16 protein-coding genes are annotated in these 19,077 nt (G+C 59.8%); 10 read left to right on the top strand and 6 right to left on the bottom strand.

Annotated elements, in window-relative coordinates:
• Positions 1 to 2 precede the first annotated feature (2 nt).
• Positions 3 to 1,976: a MacB family efflux pump subunit gene (locus tag PMI22_RS24370; RefSeq protein ID WP_007943431.1), complete on the bottom strand. Its 1,974-nt coding sequence runs from the start codon at positions 1,974 to 1,976 to the stop codon at positions 3 to 5.
• Complete coding sequence (locus PMI22_RS24375; protein WP_007943430.1) at positions 1,977 to 3,149, bottom strand: efflux RND transporter periplasmic adaptor subunit; 1,173 nt, start codon at positions 3,147 to 3,149, stop codon at positions 1,977 to 1,979.
• Between the two features lie 314 nt (positions 3,150 to 3,463).
• Here PMI22_RS24375 and PMI22_RS24380 point away from each other — a divergent pair, with 314 nt between their 5' ends.
• The 5 genes from PMI22_RS24380 (at position 3,464) to PMI22_RS24400 (ending at position 10,178) form a co-directional block, all read left to right on the top strand.
• A complete protein-coding gene (locus PMI22_RS24380; protein WP_033048830.1) occupies positions 3,464 to 3,946 on the top strand; it encodes a sigma-70 family RNA polymerase sigma factor in 483 nt (160 codons plus the stop codon).
• A 132-nt stretch (positions 3,947 to 4,078) separates the two neighbouring features.
• Entirely contained in the window at positions 4,079 to 5,416 is a 1,338-nt protein-coding gene (locus PMI22_RS24385) for a lysine N(6)-hydroxylase/L-ornithine N(5)-oxygenase family protein (protein WP_007943428.1), read from the top strand.
• Between the two features lie 339 nt (positions 5,417 to 5,755).
• The gene (locus tag PMI22_RS24390) at positions 5,756 to 6,172 is read left to right on the top strand and encodes a hypothetical protein (protein ID WP_033048835.1); all 417 of its coding nucleotides are present in this window, start codon (positions 5,756 to 5,758) and stop codon (positions 6,170 to 6,172) included.
• Between the two features lie 154 nt (positions 6,173 to 6,326).
• Positions 6,327 to 6,947, top strand: a complete 621-nt coding sequence (locus PMI22_RS24395) for a response regulator transcription factor (protein WP_007943425.1) — start codon at positions 6,327 to 6,329, stop codon at positions 6,945 to 6,947.
• A 12-nt stretch (positions 6,948 to 6,959) separates the two neighbouring features.
• The gene (locus tag PMI22_RS24400) at positions 6,960 to 10,178 is read left to right on the top strand and encodes a transporter substrate-binding domain-containing protein (RefSeq protein WP_007943421.1); all 3,219 of its coding nucleotides are present in this window, start codon (positions 6,960 to 6,962) and stop codon (positions 10,176 to 10,178) included.
• Between the two features lie 13 nt (positions 10,179 to 10,191).
• Here PMI22_RS24400 and PMI22_RS24405 read toward each other — a convergent pair whose 3' ends face one another.
• Together PMI22_RS24405 and PMI22_RS24410 are read right to left on the bottom strand one after the other, a co-directional pair.
• A complete protein-coding gene (locus tag PMI22_RS24405) occupies positions 10,192 to 10,731 on the bottom strand; it encodes a PaaI family thioesterase (protein ID WP_007943420.1) in 540 nt (179 codons plus the stop codon).
• A gap of 96 nt (positions 10,732 to 10,827) precedes the next feature.
• Positions 10,828 to 11,733 (bottom strand): LysR substrate-binding domain-containing protein, encoded by a 906-nt coding sequence (locus PMI22_RS24410; RefSeq protein WP_007943419.1) that lies wholly within the window; start codon positions 11,731 to 11,733, stop codon positions 10,828 to 10,830.
• 107 nt (positions 11,734 to 11,840) lie between these two features.
• On the opposite strand from PMI22_RS24410, the gene PMI22_RS24415 reads away from it, so the two are divergent.
• From PMI22_RS24415 to PMI22_RS24435, 5 genes are all read left to right on the top strand, one after another.
• Positions 11,841 to 12,707: a pirin family protein gene (locus tag PMI22_RS24415; RefSeq protein ID WP_007943418.1), complete on the top strand. Its 867-nt coding sequence runs from the start codon at positions 11,841 to 11,843 to the stop codon at positions 12,705 to 12,707.
• 93 nt (positions 12,708 to 12,800) lie between these two features.
• A complete protein-coding gene (locus PMI22_RS24420) occupies positions 12,801 to 13,484 on the top strand; it encodes an isochorismatase family protein (RefSeq protein WP_007943417.1) in 684 nt (227 codons plus the stop codon).
• A 56-nt stretch (positions 13,485 to 13,540) separates the two neighbouring features.
• On the top strand, positions 13,541 to 14,167 hold the full coding sequence (gene ycaC / locus PMI22_RS24425; RefSeq protein ID WP_007943416.1) for an isochorismate family cysteine hydrolase YcaC: 627 nt from the start codon (positions 13,541 to 13,543) through the stop codon (positions 14,165 to 14,167).
• Between the two features lie 189 nt (positions 14,168 to 14,356).
• Positions 14,357 to 15,799, top strand: a complete 1,443-nt coding sequence (locus PMI22_RS24430) for a mechanosensitive ion channel family protein (protein ID WP_007943415.1) — start codon at positions 14,357 to 14,359, stop codon at positions 15,797 to 15,799.
• A 99-nt stretch (positions 15,800 to 15,898) separates the two neighbouring features.
• Positions 15,899 to 16,339, top strand: coding sequence for a carboxymuconolactone decarboxylase family protein (locus tag PMI22_RS24435; protein ID WP_007943414.1), 441 nt, complete (start codon positions 15,899 to 15,901; stop codon positions 16,337 to 16,339).
• Here PMI22_RS24435 and PMI22_RS24440 read toward each other — a convergent pair whose 3' ends face one another.
• Both PMI22_RS24440 and PMI22_RS24445 read right to left on the bottom strand, forming a co-directional pair.
• Entirely contained in the window at positions 16,340 to 17,932 is a 1,593-nt protein-coding gene (locus tag PMI22_RS24440; protein WP_007943413.1) for a DHA2 family efflux MFS transporter permease subunit, read from the bottom strand.
• Positions 17,929 to 19,050, bottom strand: a complete 1,122-nt coding sequence (locus PMI22_RS24445) for an HlyD family secretion protein (RefSeq protein ID WP_007943412.1) — start codon at positions 19,048 to 19,050, stop codon at positions 17,929 to 17,931. Before PMI22_RS24445 ends, PMI22_RS24440 begins: the two co-directional genes overlap by 4 nt.
• Positions 19,051 to 19,077 lie beyond the last annotated feature (27 nt).

Below are 19,077 nucleotides of genomic sequence, written 5' to 3'. Positions count from 1 at the left end.
GATCATTCACTGGTAAGGGCCGTGACCGGGTCGAGTCGGGCAGCTTTGCGGGCCGGCATGAAGCCGAAGACAACACCGGTGACCAGGGCGCAGCCGAAGGCGCCGAGCACCGCTATCAAAGAGAACGCGACAGCGACTTCGCTCAGAATCAGCACACCGCCGACCATTAGCGCGAGGGCGATACCGGCCAGCCCACCGACCACCGAAAGCATCACCGCTTCGGTCAGAAATTGCCGCAGGATGTCGCGTTGCCGTGCACCAGTGGCCATGCGGATACCGATCTCGCGGGTGCGTTCGCGCACCGTCATCAACATGATGTTCATCACGCCAATCCCGCCGACCAGCAGCGAAATCGCGGCAATCGAACCGAGCATCAGCGACAGGGTATTTTGCGTGCGCGCTTCGGCCTGAATCATCGCGGCGTTGTTGGTCAATTCGAAGTCCTTCTTGCCGTTGTGCAGTCGCAGCATCAGTTGCTCGATGGCTTTTTCGGTCTCTTTGACCTTGCGCGCATCGGCGGCGGCGATGGCGATGTATTCGGGATTATGCGTGCCAAACAACCGGACGCTGGCGGCGGAGTAGGGGATGGCGATGCGGTCGTCGCTGTCCGAGTCACCGGAGCTGGCGCCTTTTTCCGCGAGCACGCCGACCACCTGGAATGGCACGTTTTCGATGAGGATGTATTGGCCAATCGGGTTGGCCACGTCCTTGAGCAGTTTGGTCCGCACCTTGTGGCCGATCACCGCGACCGCTGCGGCGTTTTGTTCGTCGGCCTCGGTGAAGTAGCTGCCTTCGACCACCGGCCAGTTGAAGATCGCCGGAAAATTGGTGTCGTTTCCGCCGACGTAACTCAAGTGGTCGAGGTTACCGAAACGCACCCCGGCTTCCTGGCCATTGACCGGCATGATCCGCATCACTTGCGGCAGGCTGGCCACCGCCGCGACGTCATCGAGGGTGACGATGCCCGGCGCGGTACGCGGGTTGGGGGCCGAACCGCTGAGGTAAATGATGTTCGAGCCGAAGGCGCCCATCTGTGCCATCACCTGGCGCTTGCTGCCTTCGCCGACGGCGAGCATGACCACCACCGACGCCACGCCGATGATGATCCCCAGCAGCGTCAGCGCAGTGCGGAAGCGGTTGACCCACATCACTCGCCACGCCGCTTGCACCGCATCGACCAGTTCGCCTTTCCACGCACCAGTGGCTTCGGCGCCTTCGCTCAGACGCTTGCGCAAGTCCACGGCTTGCAACGCACCGGGATTGGCGGAGGCCTGCACGTCGGGGTTGTCGCGGGCGCTGTCGCTGATGATCAGGCCGTCGCGGATTTCGATGATGCGTTTGGCCCTTGCCGCGACTTCACGGTCGTGGGTGATCAGGATCACCACATGGCCCTGGCTCGCCAGTTCATCGAGCAACGTCATCACCTCGGCGCCGCTGTGGCTGTCGAGGGCGCCGGTGGGTTCGTCGGCGAGGATGATGTGCCCGCCGTTCATCAAGGCGCGGGCGATGGAGACACGTTGCTGCTGGCCGCCAGAGAGCTGGTGCGGGCGGTTGCCAGTGCGCGAAGCCAGGCCAAGGCGGTCGAGCAGGGCGGCGGCGCGGGCATGGCGTTCGGCCGCCGGGGTGCCGGCGTAGATGGCTGGCATCTCGACGTTTTCCTGGGCCGAGCCGGACGGAATCAGGTGATACCCCTGAAACACAAAACCAAAGGCTTCACGGCGCAGCCAGGCCAGTTCGTCACTGTCGAGCCCGGCGACGTTTTCCCCGGCGAAACGGTATTCGCCGCAAGTGGGGCGGTCGAGGCAGCCGAGGATGTTCATCAGCGTCGACTTGCCGGACCCGGAGGCGCCGACAATCGCCACAAACTCCCCGGCATGGATCGACAGGTCGATACCGCGCAGCACATGCACTTCGGGAGAGTCGCCGCCGCCGTAGGCTTTGCGGATGTCTTGCAGGTCGATCAGGGGCGTCTGCATTCAGCCGCCACTCCCGTCGGCCGGGCCGATCAGCAAGTGATCGCCTTCCTGCAAGCCATCGAGGATCTGCACCCGCAGGCGATCACTGATACCGGTGCGAACTTCGCGCTGCTCGATGCTGCCGTTCTTGGCCACGACTTGCGCGGTCTGGTTGCCCGGTTCCACGCCGCTTTGCAGCGCGGCAATGGGCGCGGTGAGTACATTTTTGGCCTGGTCGGACACGAAAAACACCTGTGTCGTCATTTCTGCCATGAGCGCGTTGTCGGCGTTCTCGACGTCGAGCAACACGGTGTACAGCACCACGCGCGCGCTGCCGCTTTTGCTCGAACTGGCCGGGCTGCCGCCGCCCTGACTGGTCTGGTCCAGTGGCTTGGGCGGTACGGGCAGAATCTGCCGTACGGTGCTGCTCCAGCGACGATTGCCACCGCTGAGGGTGGTGAACCAGGCATTCATGCCGGGTTTGACGTGGCCGATGTCGGCTTCGGAAACCTCGGCCCAGACCGTCATCGGCGACAGCTTGGCGATGCGCAGAATCAGCGGAGTTTGCTGCTGGGCATTGAGCGTCTGGCCTTCACGGGCGTCGAGAGCGACGACCGTTCCGGACATGGGCGCGTAGATCCGCGTGTAACCGAGCTCGGCCTGATCGCTGCGCAGGCTGGCTTGCGCCTGGCGGATCTGCGCCTGGAACATGTCGATGCGAGCCTGGGTGGCGCGCAGTTCGGCCTGGGCGGTTTGCACGTCTTCTTCGCGGGTGGCGCCGCCGGCCTTGAGGTTCTGCTGGCGCTGGTATTTCTGCCGCGCGAGTTCGTGCAGAGCCCGTTGCTCCTGGAGCTGCGCCTTGAGGTTTTCAATGGAGAAGCGCCCGGCGTCGAGTTTGGCCTGTTGCGTGGACGGGTCGATTTCCACCAGCAACTGACCCTCCTTGACCACGTCGCCGACCTCCACATGAATCCTGTGGATTTGCCCGGACGCCTGAGCGCCGACATCGACATAACGCCGAGGTTGCAGCGTGCCCAATGCGGTGACGCTGCTTTCAATGTCGCCACGACTGACGGGCACGGTGGCGAATGTATCCCGGCCAGGCGGGATGATCTGCCAGGCGGCGACAGCAATAACGGGGATCATGCCAAGTGCTACAAGCAGGGCGCGTCGGGTCTGTCGGGGACGTTTCATGCAGGGTTCCGGCCAATGGGTGTCGGCCCGTCGTTCAACCTGCGCGCAGAGAGTGGCGACAGCCGAACGCTGTCGGGGAAGTTGACAGAGACGGGGAGCTGTCCTGTAAACGAGGAGCGGGGCGTGGAATTTAGGTTTTGACACATAGGGTTACACCTGTAGCTATTTATCGTGTAAGGCAAACCAATACTTTAAATCTACATGAGAATTACTATAAATTACGCAACTCGAACTGCCACTATCGTGCCACTGCCCATTTGGGCGGTCGACGATGGGGCTCAAGGACAGAAACCGCATCCGTGCGGCCGGGAGTCATGTTGGAAAACTACTATCGCGAGCTGGTGTGTTTCCTGAACGCCAAGCTAGGCAACCGCCAGGTGGCCGAAGATGTGGTGCATGACGCCTATGTGCGGGTCCTGGAGCGTTCCAGCGACACGCCCATCGAGCAACCCCGGGCGTTTCTGTATCGCACCGCCCTCAATCTGGTGATCGACGACCATCGGCGCAATGCCCTGCGTCAGGTTGAATCGCTGGAAGTACTCGACACCGAGGAACGTTACTTCACGCCATCCCCGCACAATAGCCTCGATCACGGCCAGCGCCTGCAAATGCTCCAGCGTGCCTTGGCGGAACTGTCACCCCTGTGTCGCGACAGTTTTCTACTGCGCAAGATCGAGGGGCTGTCCCATCCGGAAATTGCCGAACACCTGGGCATTTCCCGGGCGCTGGTGGAAAAGCACATCGTCAATGCGATGAAGCATTGTCGGGTGCGGATGCGCCAGTGGGACGCCCATTGATCCCTGCCGGTTAAATTTTATTTCACTGTCCTCGTTCCTACTCAACAGACGACCTGCTGACCTGCCAAGGCCGGTCAGGTCACTTAGGCTTACTCCCCATCGGTTGAGGGGTTCATCCAGAGGACACTGGAAATGACACAGGCAATTGCATCGCCCATCGTTCACGACCTGATCGGCGTCGGTTTCGGCCCTTCGAACCTGGCGCTGGCCATCGCTCTGCAAGAGCGCGGGCCGAGCCAGGGCGAGCTGGATGTTCTGTTTCTCGACAAGCAGGCGGACTATCGCTGGCACGGCAACACCCTGGTGACCCAGAGTGAATTGCAGATCTCCTTCCTCAAGGACCTGGTGACGCTGCGCAATCCGACCAGCCCGTATTCCTTCGTCAACTACCTCAAGCATCACGGTCGTCTGGTGGACTTCATCAACCTCGGCACCTTCTATCCGTGCCGCATGGAATACAACGACTACCTGCGCTGGGTCGCCGCGCAATTTGAAACGCAGAGCCGTTACGGCGAAGAGGTACTGACCATCGAGCCGGTGCTGCACAGCCAGCAGGTTGAAGCATTGCGGGTGATCTCGCGCGATGCACAGGGTCATCAGCATGTTCGCACCACGCGTTCAGTGGTGGTCAGTGCTGGCGGTACACCGCGCATTCCGCCAGCGTTCAAGTCGCTCAAGGATGACAGCCGTGTGTTTCACCACTCGCAGTATCTGGCGCAAATGGCCAAACAACCGTGTGTGAACAACCAGCCGATGAGTATCGCCATCATCGGTGGCGGGCAGAGCGCCGCGGAAGCGTTCATCGATTTGAACGACAGCTTCCCCTCGGTGCAAGTCGACATGATCCTGCGCGGTTCGGCGCTGAAGCCGGCGGATGACAGCCCGTTCGTCAACGAAGTGTTCTCGCCGGAGTTCACCGACCTGGTGTTCCAGCAAGCCCACAGCGAGCGCGAACGCCTGGTCAACGAGTACCACAACACCAACTATTCGGTGGTGGACATCGACCTGATCGAACGCATCTACGGCATCTTCTATCGCCAGAAAGTCTCGGGTATCGCACGCCATGCGTTCCGCACCTTGACCACGATCGAAAAAGCCACCGCCACCGAGCGCGGGATCGAGCTGGCGGTGCGCAACAACGCCACGGGTGAAGTCACGGTGCGTCATTACGACGCCGTGGTGCTGGCCACCGGTTATGAGCGGCAGATGCACCGCAAATTGCTGGCGCCGATGGAGCAGTACCTGGGGGATTTTGAAGTTGATCGCAACTACAAGCTGATCACTGATGAACGCTGCAAGGCCGGCATTTATATGCAGGGCTTCTGCCAGGCAAGCCATGGGTTGAGCGACACTTTGCTGTCAATCCTGCCGATTCGGGCGGATGAGATTGCCGGTTCGTTGTATGAGCATGGCAAAAGCCGTGGACACAGCCGCTCGATGGTGGACTTGTTGTTGGCCACTGCCAGCTGAGATTTTCGGCGCCTCTGTGGCTGCCATCGCGAGCAGGCTCGCTCCCACACTAGACCTGTGTATACAGGCCCAATGTGGGAGATTCCATGTTGCAGGGCAACCCTGCAATCTTAAATTCGGCTGGTATTGGCTCTGGTTTTTCATGAGTGCGAATGCCACCCGGCACGGCTTGCGGGCGAATCCTGATCACCGAAGAAAAGCTATCGCGCCTTCATGCTGACGGCCTCGTTCCCTCGTTTGCTTCAGAAATATGACCGAGTAATTAGGAAAAGTCCTACATAGGCCGACATCAGTCTTCCGTAGCCTAGCGCCCCACATTGATACCTTGTGGACTTCGCTTTGACGAACCCAGCATTACGAATCCTGATCGCCGACGAGCAACACTTTCATCGGATGAAGGTCGAGCGCCTGTTCAACCATTTGGGTTACTACCGGGTGGCACCGGTTCAAAATCTTGAAGAACTGTTGACCCTGGTCGAGTACGGTTGTGAACCGTTTGACCTGGTGGTCATCAATGCTGCACTAACCGCTGGATCATTGGACCTGTACGAGTTCTTCCTCGACAACTGCCAGGTGCGGCATGCCCTGATTTTCAACGACCAGCCTTCTCGATTGGCGTCTATGCCTCTCTGCGTAAAACAGACGATTCATGTGAGTCCAATATCGCTTCCTGACCCGATGTGCATCCAGCGTTTGATGTCCAGCGTCGATGTTGATGCGCGCGCACCATTACCCGAGGGGCCAATGGTGGATTGAAACCGAGGTGACCGTTCGTCTGGACTGTCATTTCTGACAGGTAGATTTGGCCACCCGACAATGTAAGAGTTCTCGCGCCGCTGCTGCGTCTATTCCGGACTTTTCCGGCGGGCAGACGTGGCCGCATCGTCGATTTTTTGCACAGGGAGTTGCCATGACGTCAGTGCTGATTGTGGACGATCATCCGGTGGTTTGCGCCGCAGTCAAAATGGTACTTGAGCGAGAAGGTTTCAAACTGATTTATGAAGCCGCCAGCGTCGGTGAGGCGTTGGTGATACTCCGTGAGCACAACGTTGATCTGGTGATTCTGGACCTGGTGATGCCCGGCGGTAACGGGCTGGATGTTCTGGAGCGAATCAAAGTCAGCAATTTGGCGTGTAGGGTGCTGGTATTCACGTCTCTTGACCCGCTGTTTTTTCAGGAGCGTTGCATGCGCGCCGGGGCCTTGGCCTATGTCGCCAAGACCAACGACCTCAGTCAATTACACAAGGCCATACATGCGTTGATCGCCGGGTACACCTATTTCGCGCAGCTGCCCAGCGCATCAATGGACGCGCTTTCGCAAAGCGAAAAACAAATGATCGATAAACTCTCCAACCGCGAGCTGACCATCCTCCAGTATCTCGCCCGGGGTACCACCAACAAGGCCATCGCCGAGGCGATGCACCTGAGCCACAAGACGGTCAGTACCTACAAGACCCGATTGATCGAAAAACTCGGCGTGAAGGCGGCTGTTCATCTACGTGATTTCGCCATACGCAATCACTTGATCTGAGGGCGCCTTAACGTGCGTATTCTGCTGTGCGCCTTGATGTTATGCCTGGTGCCGCCGACGCTGGTCGCCCAGGATGATCAGCCGAAGTCCTTGCAGCTGCTGGGGCGTTCGATTGTGGCGGGTTATGAGGTCCGGTTGGATAAAAAGGACCGGCAATGGTTGCGCAGCAAGCGTGTTCTGCGCCTCGGGGTGAGCGGGCCGGACTACCCACCCTTCGAAGTCACAGGCAAACACAATGAGCTGGAAGGCATCACCGCCGATTACGCCCGATTGATTGCGCAACTGCTGAACATTCCCATTGAGGTTCAGCGTTATGGCACGCGGGAAGCGGCCATGGAGGCTTTGAAATTCGATGCGCTTGATTTGCTTGGGACCTCGAACAATTTCGAAGCGGCCGACCCCGAATTAGTCCTGTCCATCCCCTATGCGGAAGATCTGCCGATGCTGGTCACCCGATGGGACGAGCGCATGCCCGAGGACCTGGCGGGTAAACGCATCGCCATGGTCGAAGACTATTTGCCTGCGCGAGCGGTAGAAACGTTTTATCCCGAGGCGAGTCTGCAACGTTATCCATCAGCGCTCGATGCGCTCGGGGCGGTGGCGTATGGGCAAGATGACGTGTACCTGGGGGACCTCATCAGCGCCAGTTACCTGATCAACAATAACTACCCCAATGATGTTCAGTTAGTGGGGCCGTCCGGGCTCGACGCCAACCCCTTCGGCTTTGCTCTGGCTCGGGACAACCTGCCGCTGAAGCACATCATCGACAAGGCGTTGGCGGCGATTCCCTTGGATCAACGCGCAGCCATCGATCAGCGCTGGAGCGCCGGCAAGGTCAACCGGCTGGGACAGCAGCGCGTCAACCTCAGCGCCAGTGAGCAGCGCTGGCTGGACCGTCATCCGACGGTGACTGTCGGGGTGGCCGAGAACTTTGCGCCCCTGACATTCTTCAATGCCGAGGGGCAATTCAATGGGTTGACGGCACAGTTGCTGACGCTGATCAGCCAGCGCAGCGGTTTGCACTTCAACGTGCTAAGGGGCCAATCCGTTGACCAGCAGATTCAGCAACTCAAGGTGGGCGAAATCGATGTCATACCCGCGATTATCCCTACCACAGAAGGTGAAGCAGACCTGCATTTCACCAGGCCCTATCTGACCAATCCGTACACGCTGGTCAGTGCCAACACGCCGGGTAGTCCAAAGACGCTGGAGGACCTGGCCAGTAAACGACTGGCGATTCATCACAGCCACCCGATACGCACGCTCATTCAGGCGCGGGTGCCGGGCGTGCGGATGGTGGATGTTGAAAGTCCGGCGCAAGGCCTGGAATTGGTCATGAAAACGGAGGCCGACGCGGCACTCAGTTCATTGTTCATGACCCGTTACCTGATAGCCCGCTATTACCAGGGCCGTTTGCGGATCAGCAGTACCGTGGGTGATGAACCGGCACGTATTGCGCTGGCGACGGATCGCGAAGCTTTGGAGTTGCAATCGATCTTGAACAAGGCATTGCTGAGCATCTCGCCCGAAGAAATGGACGCACTGATCGCCCGCTGGGGCAATGATGTGGTGGTGGATGACAGCTATTGGTTGCGTCATCGCCCAGCCATCTTGCAGGCGTTTGCCGCTGCCGCCGTGTTACTCCTGCTGGCCTTCGGCTGGATCGCCTGGCAGCGCCGACAGATCCGCCAACGTCAACGGTGGTTGCAGCAATTGCAGGACGCCAAGGACGCCGCCGACGACGCCAATCGCGCGAAAACAACATTTCTGGCGACCATGAGCCACGAAATCCGTACGCCGATGAATGCCCTGATCGGCATGCTCGAATTGGCCGGGATGCGGGCAGAAGAGGGCGTCGCCGACCGTGACGCCCTGGAGGTAGCGTCCACTGCCGCGCAGCAGTTACTGGCATTGATTGGCGATATCCTGGACATTGCCCGCATCGAATCCGGCCATTTGTCCCTGACACCCGAGCGTGTCAATTTGCATGCGCTGGTGACATCGGTATGCCGGGTGTTCGAAGGCCTGGCTCGGCAGAAAGGTCTGACATGGCGAGTTGAACTGGAGGCGCGCAGTGACCGTGACGTGCTGATCGACCCAACGCGTTTCAAGCAGGTGCTGTCCAATCTGTTGAGCAATGCGATCAAGTTTACCCAGACAGGTGGGGTGAGCCTGACACTGCGGGTTGTGCCGGGAATTTCGGGTCATCTGGCGGTGAACGTTCATATCGAAGACACCGGCATTGGCATCAGCGCACTAGATCAGCAGCGCTTGTTCAGCCCGTTCGTCCAGGTCGGCAACAGCCAACAGTCGGGCCGCAAAGGTTCCGGTCTGGGGCTGGTGATCAGTCGCACCCTGTGCGAAATGATGGGGGGGCGGCTGGTGCTCGGCAGCGTCCTTGGGCAGGGCACTCAGGCCGACATCAGTCTGTCGCTGGTGGCTTTGAAAGCGTTGTCCCCCTGTGATGCGGTGGACAGTGGAATAGCGCTATCCACCCGAGCGCTGACAGTTTTGGTGGTCGATGACTTTCTGGTTAATCGCTTGTTGCTGAACCGTCAGCTGAGCTATCTGGGGCACTGTGTCATAGAGGCCGAGGATGGCGAACAAGGTCTCGAACAATGGCGCGCCCATGAGTTCGATGTTGTCATCAGCGACTGCAATATGCCAGGGCTCAGCGGTTATGAATTGGCGAGCGCGATTCGTGATGAAGAGCGTGCCTATGGATTGCCGCCCACCATGATTCTGGGGTTTACCGCCAATGCGCAGCCTGAGGAAAAGATTCGATGCCTGGAAGCGGGCATGGACGACTGCTTGTTCAAGCCAATCCTGCTGGCGGATTTGAGGGGGTGGCTGGGGGCTCGATTCGCGGCCGATTTGCCCGCGCCGATTGAAGATCATTCAGCGACCGGGATCGACTTGACGGGGCTGGAGCGTTACGTCGGTGAAGACCGGACCCTGATCAATCGATTGTTGCGTGAATTGGCCCAGTCCAACCACGATGACCGTATTCATTTGCTGCAAGCGCATGTTGGCGACAACCGTCCGCGTCTTCAGGAACTGGCGCACCGCATCAAGGGCAGTGCGCGGATTGTCCGCGCAGAGCGCTTGATCGAGTGTTGCGAGGATCTGGAGCGAGCCTGCGCCGAGGGGCGCGCCGCACTCATCGATGAAGCCGTTGATCAGCTGCAGCGCGCCATGAAAAGTCTCGGGCAGCACCTCACGCGTGACTAGCCCGGTGCGATGCTTACGTGCGCGCCTCAAGAATCATGCAAGTCGTCGACCCCGTCGCATACAACCGCCCATCCACATCATAAATCCGCCCCTCGGCCAGCGCGGTTGAACGCCCCAAGTGAACGATCTTGCCCTCGGCGCGTACCGGCCCGCTGGCGCCCGTCAGCGCACGCACATAGCTGATTCGCAGATCCAGCGTCGTATAGCCCTGACCCTTCTTCAGTTGTGAATGAATCGCGCAGCCCATGCACGAGTCCAGCAACGTCGCTGCATACCCGCCATGCACACTGCCCAGCGGGTTGTAATGCCGTGCGTCAGGGGTGCCCTGAAAGATAAACAGCCCGGCTGACCATTCGATGGGGATGAAATCCATCAGCGCGCCAATCGGCGGCGAGGGCAGTTCACCGTTGCCGATGCCGTCGAAGAACTCGGCGGGCGACAGCGCGCTGACGTCGGCCATGGACAGGCTGCCAGGGCCGGCGAGGCGGCCGCGCATGGCGTGTTCCTGGGCGATCCATTGAGCAAGCGTGGCTTCGCGGGTGGGGCTTTGCATAGATATGTCCTCGGGCGGAACGGATATTATGGTTGTAATCCCGATCGATATTATGTCCGAAATAAAAAATCCACCAGCCCCGCGTGTCGCATCACATCAGGCGATGTCAGCGTGGTTGAACTCCTCTCCCAGAAAGTCGATCAACGTGCGCACCGACGGCAGCAGTCCACGGCGAGAAGGAAAGATTGCATGGATGATTCCGCATTTTGGTTCCCAACCCGGCACCAGGTTGACCAACCGACCGGCCGCCATGTCATCGCGCACCACTACGCTCGGCAGGTGCGCAATGCCAATACCCGCAACCACTGCATGACGCAATGCGAGCAAATCATCGGTGACCAAGCGTGGCGTATGTCGAATCAGTGCGCTGGCGCCTTCGGCGCCGAACAATTCCCACTGATATTCACGCTGGGCAGCTCCCCAATGCAGGCTCGGCAAACCGCTCAGGTCGGCAGGGGAGGCGGGGGACGACAGGCGTTCGGCCCAGGCTGGGCTGCCCACCACGCACTGGGTACTGTTGCCCAGAACCTTCATCACCATGTCGGTGTTTTCCAGTGGCGGAAAGCGCACACGCAGGGCTATATCGAACCCTTCGTGGATCAGGTCGACCCGGCGATTGGTGCTCTCGATAAATAATTCCACCAACGGGTATTTGAGCATGTAGCGCGTCAGCATGGGCCCGACCCAGGAGTTGAGCAGCGCCGTCGGGCAACTGATGCGCACCAGGCCTTGAGGCTCGGAGCGATTGCGTTCGATCAGTTCGGCGGCACTTTCTGCTTCGACGCGCATGGCCAGGCAACGCTGGTAGTAAGCCTGGCCGATTTCCGTCAACGAACAATGGCGGCTGGTGCGATGCAACAGGCGGACACCGAGGCGCTCTTCAAGCTCGGCGATGCGTCGGCTGAGCTTCGATTTAGGCATGTCCAACGCCCGACCAGCCGGAGCGAAACCGCCGTGTTCCACCACTTGAGTGAAGTAGTAAAGGGTGTTGAGGTCTTCCATTATCGTTCCCCAAATAGAACGCAAAGACTGATTTTTGCAGTCTAGCGCACCAAAGGTTCGAGTTTTAAGCTGTGTCCATGGCTTCACGCACCTCATCAGGAGACACCATGAAAAACATCATCGGTATCTACACCAGTCCACGCACCCATTGGGTCGGCGACGGTTTTCCGGTTCGTACGCTGTTTTCCTACGACCACCTGGGCAAGCACATCAGCCCGTTCCTGCTGCTGGATCATGCAGCTCCTGCCGAATTCACCCCGACCACCGAACGACGTGGCGTTGGTCAGCATCCGCACCGTGGGTTCGAAACCGTGACTATCGTTTACAAGGGTGAACTGGAACACCGTGACTCCACCGGCAGCGGCGGCACGATCGGCCCTGGCGATGTTCAGTGGATGACCGCTGCTTCGGGGATCTTGCATGAGGAGTTTCACTCCGAGAGTTTCGCCAAATCCGGCGGCACTCTGGAAATGGTGCAGCTATGGGTCAATCTGCCGGCCAGGGACAAAATGGCCGACGCCGGTTACCAGACCATCCTCGATGGCGACATCCCGAACATCCCGCTCAAGAACCAGGCCGGCAACCTGCGCTTGGTCGCCGGTGAGTTCGACGGCCACACCGGTCCGGCGCGCACATTCACGCCGATTGACGTCTGGGATTTGCGTCTCAAGGACGGCAAGTTGTTGACCCTGGACCTGCACGAAGGTCGCAACACGGCATTGGTGGTGTTGCACGGCACGGTTCTGGTCAATGGTCAGGAGTCGGTGGGCGAAGGCCAGTTGGTGTTGTTTGATCGCGACGGCGATCAGTTGACCCTGGAAGCCAGCCAGGACGCCGTAGTGCTGTTGCTCAGTGGTGAGCCGATCGACGAACCGATTGTCGGGCACGGCCCGTTCGTGATGAACACCGAGCAAGAAATTCACCAGGCTTTCGCCGACTTCCAGTCTGGCCGCTTCGGCCAGATGCACGGTTAACCCGTCGCGCTTCAACCACCCGCTCTACACAGGATGCGTAGGCCGGTTCTCAGGCCAGGGATGGCTGTTGCCCAAACGAAAGAGGAAACGCACATGAATACCGTCAACGCGGCCAACTTCAACGGCCTGAAACCGATCATCGACCCTAACGACAGCGCCATGCTGTTGATCGATCACCAAAGTGGGCTGTTCCAGATCGTCAAGGACATGGACGTGCCACAACTGCGCGCCAACGCCATTGCCCTGGCCAAAGCCGCGACCCTGCTGAACATGCCGGTGATTACCACCGCTTCCGTCCCGCAAGGCCCCAATGGGCCGTTGATTCCCGAGATTCACGAAGCCGCTCCGCATGCCCAATACGTGGCACGCAAGGGCGAAATCAATGCCTGGGACAACGCCGAGTTTCACGCGGCAGTAAAAGCCACCGGCAAAAAAACCCTGGTCATCGCCGGCACGCTGACCAGCGTATGCCTGGCGTTTCCGTCCATCGCAGCGGTGCATGAGGGCTACAAAGTGTTTGCGGTAGTCGACGCCTCCGGCAACCACTCAAAACTGGCCACTGATCTGACCATCGCCCGTTTGGCACAGGCCGGAGTCGTGCCGATCGACATCATGGCCACGCTCTCTGAATTGCAAGGCTCGTGGAACCGTCCGGATGCCGAGCAGTGGGCCGCTGTCTACGCCCAGGCCATGCCGCATTATCAATTGTTGATCGAAAGTTACCTCAAGGCTCAGCAAGTGGCGAATGAACACGAAGTGCTGGACTCCCAGCGCTAAACGACTACCCCACGCCGACATCCATTCGGCATCGACAACACGCGAGGACTGCTGCAATGACTACTTCTTACAAACGTCTCGACAAGGACAACGCTGCGGTTTTGATGGTTGATCACCAGGCGGGTCTGCTGTCTCTGGTGCGCGACATCGAACCGGACCGTTTCAAGAACAATGTGCTGGCCCTGGCCGACCTGGCCAAGTATTTCAAGTTGCCGACCATCCTCACCACCAGTTTCGAAAACGGCCCCAACGGCCCGCTGGTGCCAGAGCTCAAAGCGCTGTTTCCGGATGCGCCTTACATCGCCCGTCCTGGCCAGATCAATGCCTGGGACAATGAAGATTTCGTCAAGGCGATCAAGGCGACTGGCAAGAAACAGCTGATCATCGCTGGCGTGGTGACGGAAGTCTGTGTGGCGTTCCCGGCACTCTCGGCGCTCGCCGAAGGCTTCGAGGTGTTCGTGGTGACTGACGCTTCCGGCACCTTCAACGAGCTGACCCGACAATCGGCCTGGGACCGCATGTCGGCCTCCGGCGCGCAGTTGATGACCTGGTTCGGCCTGGCTTGTGAACTGCATCGCGACTGGCGTAACGACGTGGAAGGGCTGGGCACCTTGTTCTCCAACCACATTCCGGACTATCGCAACCTGATGACCAGCTTCAACACACTGACCAACAGCAAATAACGGCTGGCAACCTAAATCCCCGGTGGAAGCGAGGCTACTCGCGAAAGCGGTATAACAGACACCTGTGCAGTGACTGTCACACCGCCATCGCGAGCAGCCTCGCTCCCACATTGGTTTTGCATGAAACCCTCCTACACTGTGCCCAATGTGTGAGATCTTCACGCCATTGGCCTTCGTTGGAGTTGTTCAATGCTGTCTTTTTTCACCGATCATCCGTTGGTCTGCGCCCTGGTCCTGATCGTGGTCGATCTTGGGCTGTGGCGCTTGATCAGTGCCAGTGGCAGCAACTGGAAACTGCTGGTCAGACTGGTGATTTTCTCGTTGTTCAGCGTCCTGTTGTTCAACGAGGGCTTGAACCCGTTGGAGGTAGCGCCTTGGGCCGACAACGTGCCATTGCACCTGGCGGCCACCGGTTTGCAGATTGGTTGGTGGCTGTTCGGCGCGCGGACCCTGACAGTGCTGATCGGCGCGGTGATGATGCAGCGGGTCGGGCACACCGGGCGCTTGCTTCAGGATCTGCTGGGCGCGGTGATCTTCCTGATCGCGATCATCGCGGCGCTGGCGTACGTGCTCGATCTGCCGGTCAAAGGCGTACTGGCCACCTCCGGCGCCTTGGCGATCATCGTCGGCCTGGCCTTGCAAAGTACCCTCAGCGACGTGTTCTCCGGGATCGTCCTCAACACCACCAAGCCCTATCAACTCGATGACTGGATCTCCATCGATGGCACTGAGGGCCGGGTCATCGACATCGACTGGCGTGCCACGCGCCTGCAAACCGCCCAAGGCAGCATGGCAGTGATCCCCAATTCGCTGGCAGCCAAGGCCAAGATCATCAACTTCAGCCGGCCGAGCGACATTTTTGGCGTATCGATCAGCCTGCAACTGAGCCCGCACGCGCGCCCGCAAACGGTGATCGATGCGCTGGAACGGGCGATGCAGGGCTGCCGCTTTTTGTTGAACAAACCGGCACCGTGCGTCGCACTCAAGGGCTCAAGCGCCGCCGGCGTGGAATACGAAATCAGTGGCTTTGTGGTTTCGATGGACCAGAAACGCATGGTGCGCAATCTGTTGTTCGATCTGTCGTACCGGCATTTGCAGGCGGCGGGCGTCAGCCTGTTGTCGACCGTAGAACCGAATGCGCCGGGCGGCTTGTCACGGCCTCGGGCATTGCTGGAAGGTTCGGCGATCTTCTCAACCTTGCGTCAGGAAGAGAAAGAGACCTTCAGCCAGCACATGACCCTGCAAAACTTCCGTACCGGGGACATGGTCCTGCCGGCAGGGGAAGTCAGCGACCATTTGTTCATCATCGAATCCGGGGTGGTTTCGGTGGAGTTGAGCCGCGGCGGCGTCAAGTTCGAGTCCGGGCGCATGGGCCCGGGCGAGGTGATCGGCGAAGGCGGGATCCTGTCGGACTCCGCGCTGCCGGCCGACTTCATCGCCAAGACCGCCTGCAGCTTGTACCGGATCGAGAAGGACTACCTCAAACCCTGCCTGGATGCGCGGCATGACATTGGCGAGTCGATGAAGGCGCTGCTGGATTTCCGCTTGAACAAGGCGCAGACACTGACTCAGGAAGTGCCGAAGGTGGTGGAGAGGAAGGGGTTTTTGCAGTGGTTGCGCAAAAAGGCCTAGCGATCCAATGGCCTCCTCGACTTCTGGAAGATTGGCTATTTGTCAGAAGGGCAGGCGGGATTAACGTGACTCCACCACCACTTGTAATCGGAGTCCGCCATGAAACCTCGTATCGATTTCTACACCGCTTCCCCGGATGCGCTCAAAGCCATGATCGCCCTGGAAACCGCTGTTTCGAAACTGCCGCTGGAAAAGAACCTGATCGAACTGGTCAAGCTGCGCACCTCGCAAATCAACGGCTGCGCCTTCTGCCTCGACATGCACAGCGCCGATGCCCGCAAGGGCGGTGAAGACGAGCGCCGTCTGTACACGCTGTCGGCCTGGCGCGAAACGCTGTTCTTCACCCCACGTGAACGCGCGGCACTGGCCTGGACCGAATCCTTGACGCTGGTGAGCCAGACCCATGTGCCGGACGAGGACTACGAACTGGCAACGTCCGAGTTCAACCCGAAAGAACTGGTCGACCTGACCGTGGCCATTACCACCATCAACGCCTGGAACCGCCTGGCGATTGGGTTCCGCAAAATGCCTCAGGCATGATCAATGAGCATCCGCTGACGGCGCGGCCGGTGGTTGCACCTTGCGCATAAGGGGCACCATCGCCGTGGCAATAATGAAACAAACCATGATCATCAAAAAAGCGTCGCCATAGGTTTGGGTCTGGGCTTCGCGGTAGGTCAACAGCCAGAGCTGATGCAGGCTCGCGGTGACGCCCGTGTCACCGCTGAGGCCGAGGGCGGTGAAGTTGTTGCCGACCTGCGACATCCACTGATTCAGCGCTTCGTTGGTGCTGTTGAGGTGTTCCGCCAGCCGGGTGAAATGCAGGTTGGTGCGGTCGTTGAGGATGGTCGCGCAGGCGGCGATGCCGATGGCGCCCCCCAGGTTGCGCATCAGATTGAACAAACCTGACGCATGTTTGAGCCGCGCCGGTGCGAGGCCACCCAAGGTCAAGGTCACCGCTGGTGGCACCGCGAGTTGCTGGGCAATTCCGCGCAACGCTTGCGGCAACATCAATTCCCTGGCGCCCCAGTCGTGGGTGATCGGGCTGAAATCCCACATCGACAAGGCGAACAGGCCAAGGCCAGCCATCATGATCCAGCGCAGATCGACGCGATTGGCCAGAAAGGCGTACAGCGGAATCGCCATGATCTGGAACACCCCGGTGGAGAAAACCGCCAGACCAATGTCCAGTGCGCTGTAGCCACGTACCCGGCCGAGAAACAGCGGTGTCAGGTAAATGGTGGCGAACAGGCCGATCCCGGTGACGAACGAGAAGAAACAGCCGAGGGCGAAGTTACGGTCCTTCAAGGCGCGTAAATCGACGATCGGATTGGCCACGTGCAAGGTCCGGCCGATGAAGGCCAGACCGGCGAGGCCGCTGATCCAGGCGGTGGTGAGAATGGTGCTGTCGCTGAACCAGTTCCAGCGCGGGCCTTCTTCGAGGGTGTATTGCAGGCAGCCGAGAAACAGCGCCATGAACACCATGCTCAGATAGTCCGCGCCCTTGAGTAGCGACAAGTCCGGCTGGTCAATTTTCACCAGCATCGGCACGGCCACGGCGACGAAAATCCCCGGCACCAGGTTGATATAGAACAGCCAGTGCCAGGACGAAATGTCGGTGATAAAACCGCCGATCACCGGTCCCAAGGTCGGTGCCAGCGAGGCCACGGCACCGATGGTTGCGGCTGCAATGACCCGTTGTTTGCCGGTGAAGAAAAAGAACGCGGTGGTGAACACCAGCGGGATCATCGAACCGCCGAGAAAACCTTGCAGCGCCCGAAAGGCGATCATGCTCTGAATGTTCCAGGCGATGCCACACAACAGGCTGGCCAAGGTGAAACCGACCGCCGACGCGCAGAACAACCAGCGGGTCGAAAACACCCGCGACAGCCAGCCCGAGAGTGGAATCACGATGATTTCGGCGATCAGGTAACTGGTCTGCACCCACGCCGTTTCGTCGGTACCAGCCGAGAGCCCGCCGCCGATGTCTCGCAACGAGGCCGAAACGATCTGAATATCCAGCAGCGCAATGAACATACCGATACACATGCTGGCGAAGGCGAACACCTTCGTCGCCGTCGCCATGTCGGCGGCATTGAACGGTTGCGCGGGGACGGCGAGGACGCGGCTCATGGTGTGCTGGCCACAACTGGGGTTTCAGCGTCTTTGCGGGTGTCGATTTCAGCCGTCACCGACAGGCCGGGACGCAGGTGGCCGAGCACACCGTCGGCCGGATCGAGGATGATGCGCACCGGCACTCGCTGGACGATCTTGGTGAAGTTGCCGGTGGCGTTTTCCGGTGGCAGCACGCTGAACTGCGAGCCACTGGCCGGTGCGAGGCTGCCCAGATGACCATGGAATTCCTGCCCCGAGAGCACGTCCGCATGGATGATCACCCGTTGGCCCGGAATCATCCGCGCCAGCTGATCTTCCTTGAAGTTGGCATCGACCCACAAACCACTGGACGGCACCACCGACAACAACTGCGAACCGGCCTGCGCATAGGCGCCGGTTCGCGCCCGACGATTGCCGATCACGCCATCCACCGGGGCCTTGAGTTCGGTGTAACCCACATTCAACTGCGCCAGATCCCGTTCGGCCCGAGCCTGCATCAGCGCGGCGCGGGCTTGCTGTTTCTGGGTGTCGATCACGTTCAGCTGACGTTGCGCCGCCAGTAGTTCAGCCTGGGCCCGCGAACTGTGCGCCTGAGCGGTCTTGAACGTGGCATCGGCCCGTTGTGCGCTTTCCACCGAGACAGCGTTGCTGTTCACCAGTTTTTTGTAGCGGGCATTGTCATCCCGAGAGCGGGCGGTTTCCGCGCCAGCGGCATCGATCCCGGCGCGGGCCTGGCCGATCACCGCGTACTGCAATTGTTCGGTGGCGTCGAGATTGGCCAGCAAAGCTTCTTCGGCGGCGACCGCGCCTTCGGCCTTGGCGAGATTCGCGCGGTAGTCGCGGGCGTCGAGGCGAATCAGCACATCGCCGGCCTTCACTGCCTGGTTGTCGGTGACCAGTACTTCCTCGATATACCCGGCGACTTTCGGGCCGATGACCGTGACGTCGCCGCCGATGTAGGCATCGTCGGTTTCTTCAATGAAACGACCGGCCGTCCACCAGTGACTCGCATACAGCCCGGCAGACGCCAGGGCTGCGATGACGGCCGTCAGCAGGATCAACCGTTTGAGCAGGGGAGGCTTGGGTGCGCTCACCGGGACAGCAAGGTCGGGTTCGAGGCTGGGCATGCTGGTCATGGGGGGTTACCTGTGAAAAACGGGTGT

It is taken from the genome of Pseudomonas sp. GM21 (genome assembly GCF_000282215.1).
Lineage (GTDB): Bacteria > Pseudomonadota > Gammaproteobacteria > Pseudomonadales > Pseudomonadaceae > Aquipseudomonas.
Note: the sequence above shows the minus strand (reverse complement) of the source record. Positions and strands in the feature narration are given on the sequence as shown.

Excerpts from the sequence above, each read along its gene's own strand:
- PMI22_RS24380 (WP_033048830.1), top strand. The coding sequence starts at position 3,464 with ATGTTGGAAAACTACTATCGCGAGCTGGTGTGTTTCCTGAACGCCAAG.
- PMI22_RS24370 (WP_007943431.1), bottom strand. The coding sequence starts at position 1,976 with ATGCAGACGCCCCTGATCGACCTGCAAGACATCCGCAAAGCCTACGGC.
- PMI22_RS24435 (WP_007943414.1), top strand. The coding sequence starts at position 15,899 with ATGAAACCTCGTATCGATTTCTACACCGCTTCCCCGGATGCGCTCAAA.
- PMI22_RS24405 (WP_007943420.1), bottom strand. The coding sequence starts at position 10,731 with ATGCAAAGCCCCACCCGCGAAGCCACGCTTGCTCAATGGATCGCCCAG.
- PMI22_RS24415 (WP_007943418.1), top strand. The coding sequence starts at position 11,841 with ATGAAAAACATCATCGGTATCTACACCAGTCCACGCACCCATTGGGTC.
- PMI22_RS24395 (WP_007943425.1), top strand. The coding sequence starts at position 6,327 with ATGACGTCAGTGCTGATTGTGGACGATCATCCGGTGGTTTGCGCCGCA.
- ycaC (WP_007943416.1), top strand. The coding sequence starts at position 13,541 with ATGACTACTTCTTACAAACGTCTCGACAAGGACAACGCTGCGGTTTTG.
- PMI22_RS24440 (WP_007943413.1), bottom strand. The coding sequence starts at position 17,932 with ATGAGCCGCGTCCTCGCCGTCCCCGCGCAACCGTTCAATGCCGCCGAC.
- PMI22_RS24430 (WP_007943415.1), top strand. The coding sequence starts at position 14,357 with ATGCTGTCTTTTTTCACCGATCATCCGTTGGTCTGCGCCCTGGTCCTG.
- PMI22_RS24385 (WP_007943428.1), top strand. The coding sequence starts at position 4,079 with ATGACACAGGCAATTGCATCGCCCATCGTTCACGACCTGATCGGCGTC.
- PMI22_RS24410 (WP_007943419.1), bottom strand. The coding sequence starts at position 11,733 with ATGGAAGACCTCAACACCCTTTACTACTTCACTCAAGTGGTGGAACAC.
- PMI22_RS24375 (WP_007943430.1), bottom strand. The coding sequence starts at position 3,149 with ATGAAACGTCCCCGACAGACCCGACGCGCCCTGCTTGTAGCACTTGGC.
- PMI22_RS24445 (WP_007943412.1), bottom strand. The coding sequence starts at position 19,050 with ATGACCAGCATGCCCAGCCTCGAACCCGACCTTGCTGTCCCGGTGAGC.
- PMI22_RS24420 (WP_007943417.1), top strand. The coding sequence starts at position 12,801 with ATGAATACCGTCAACGCGGCCAACTTCAACGGCCTGAAACCGATCATC.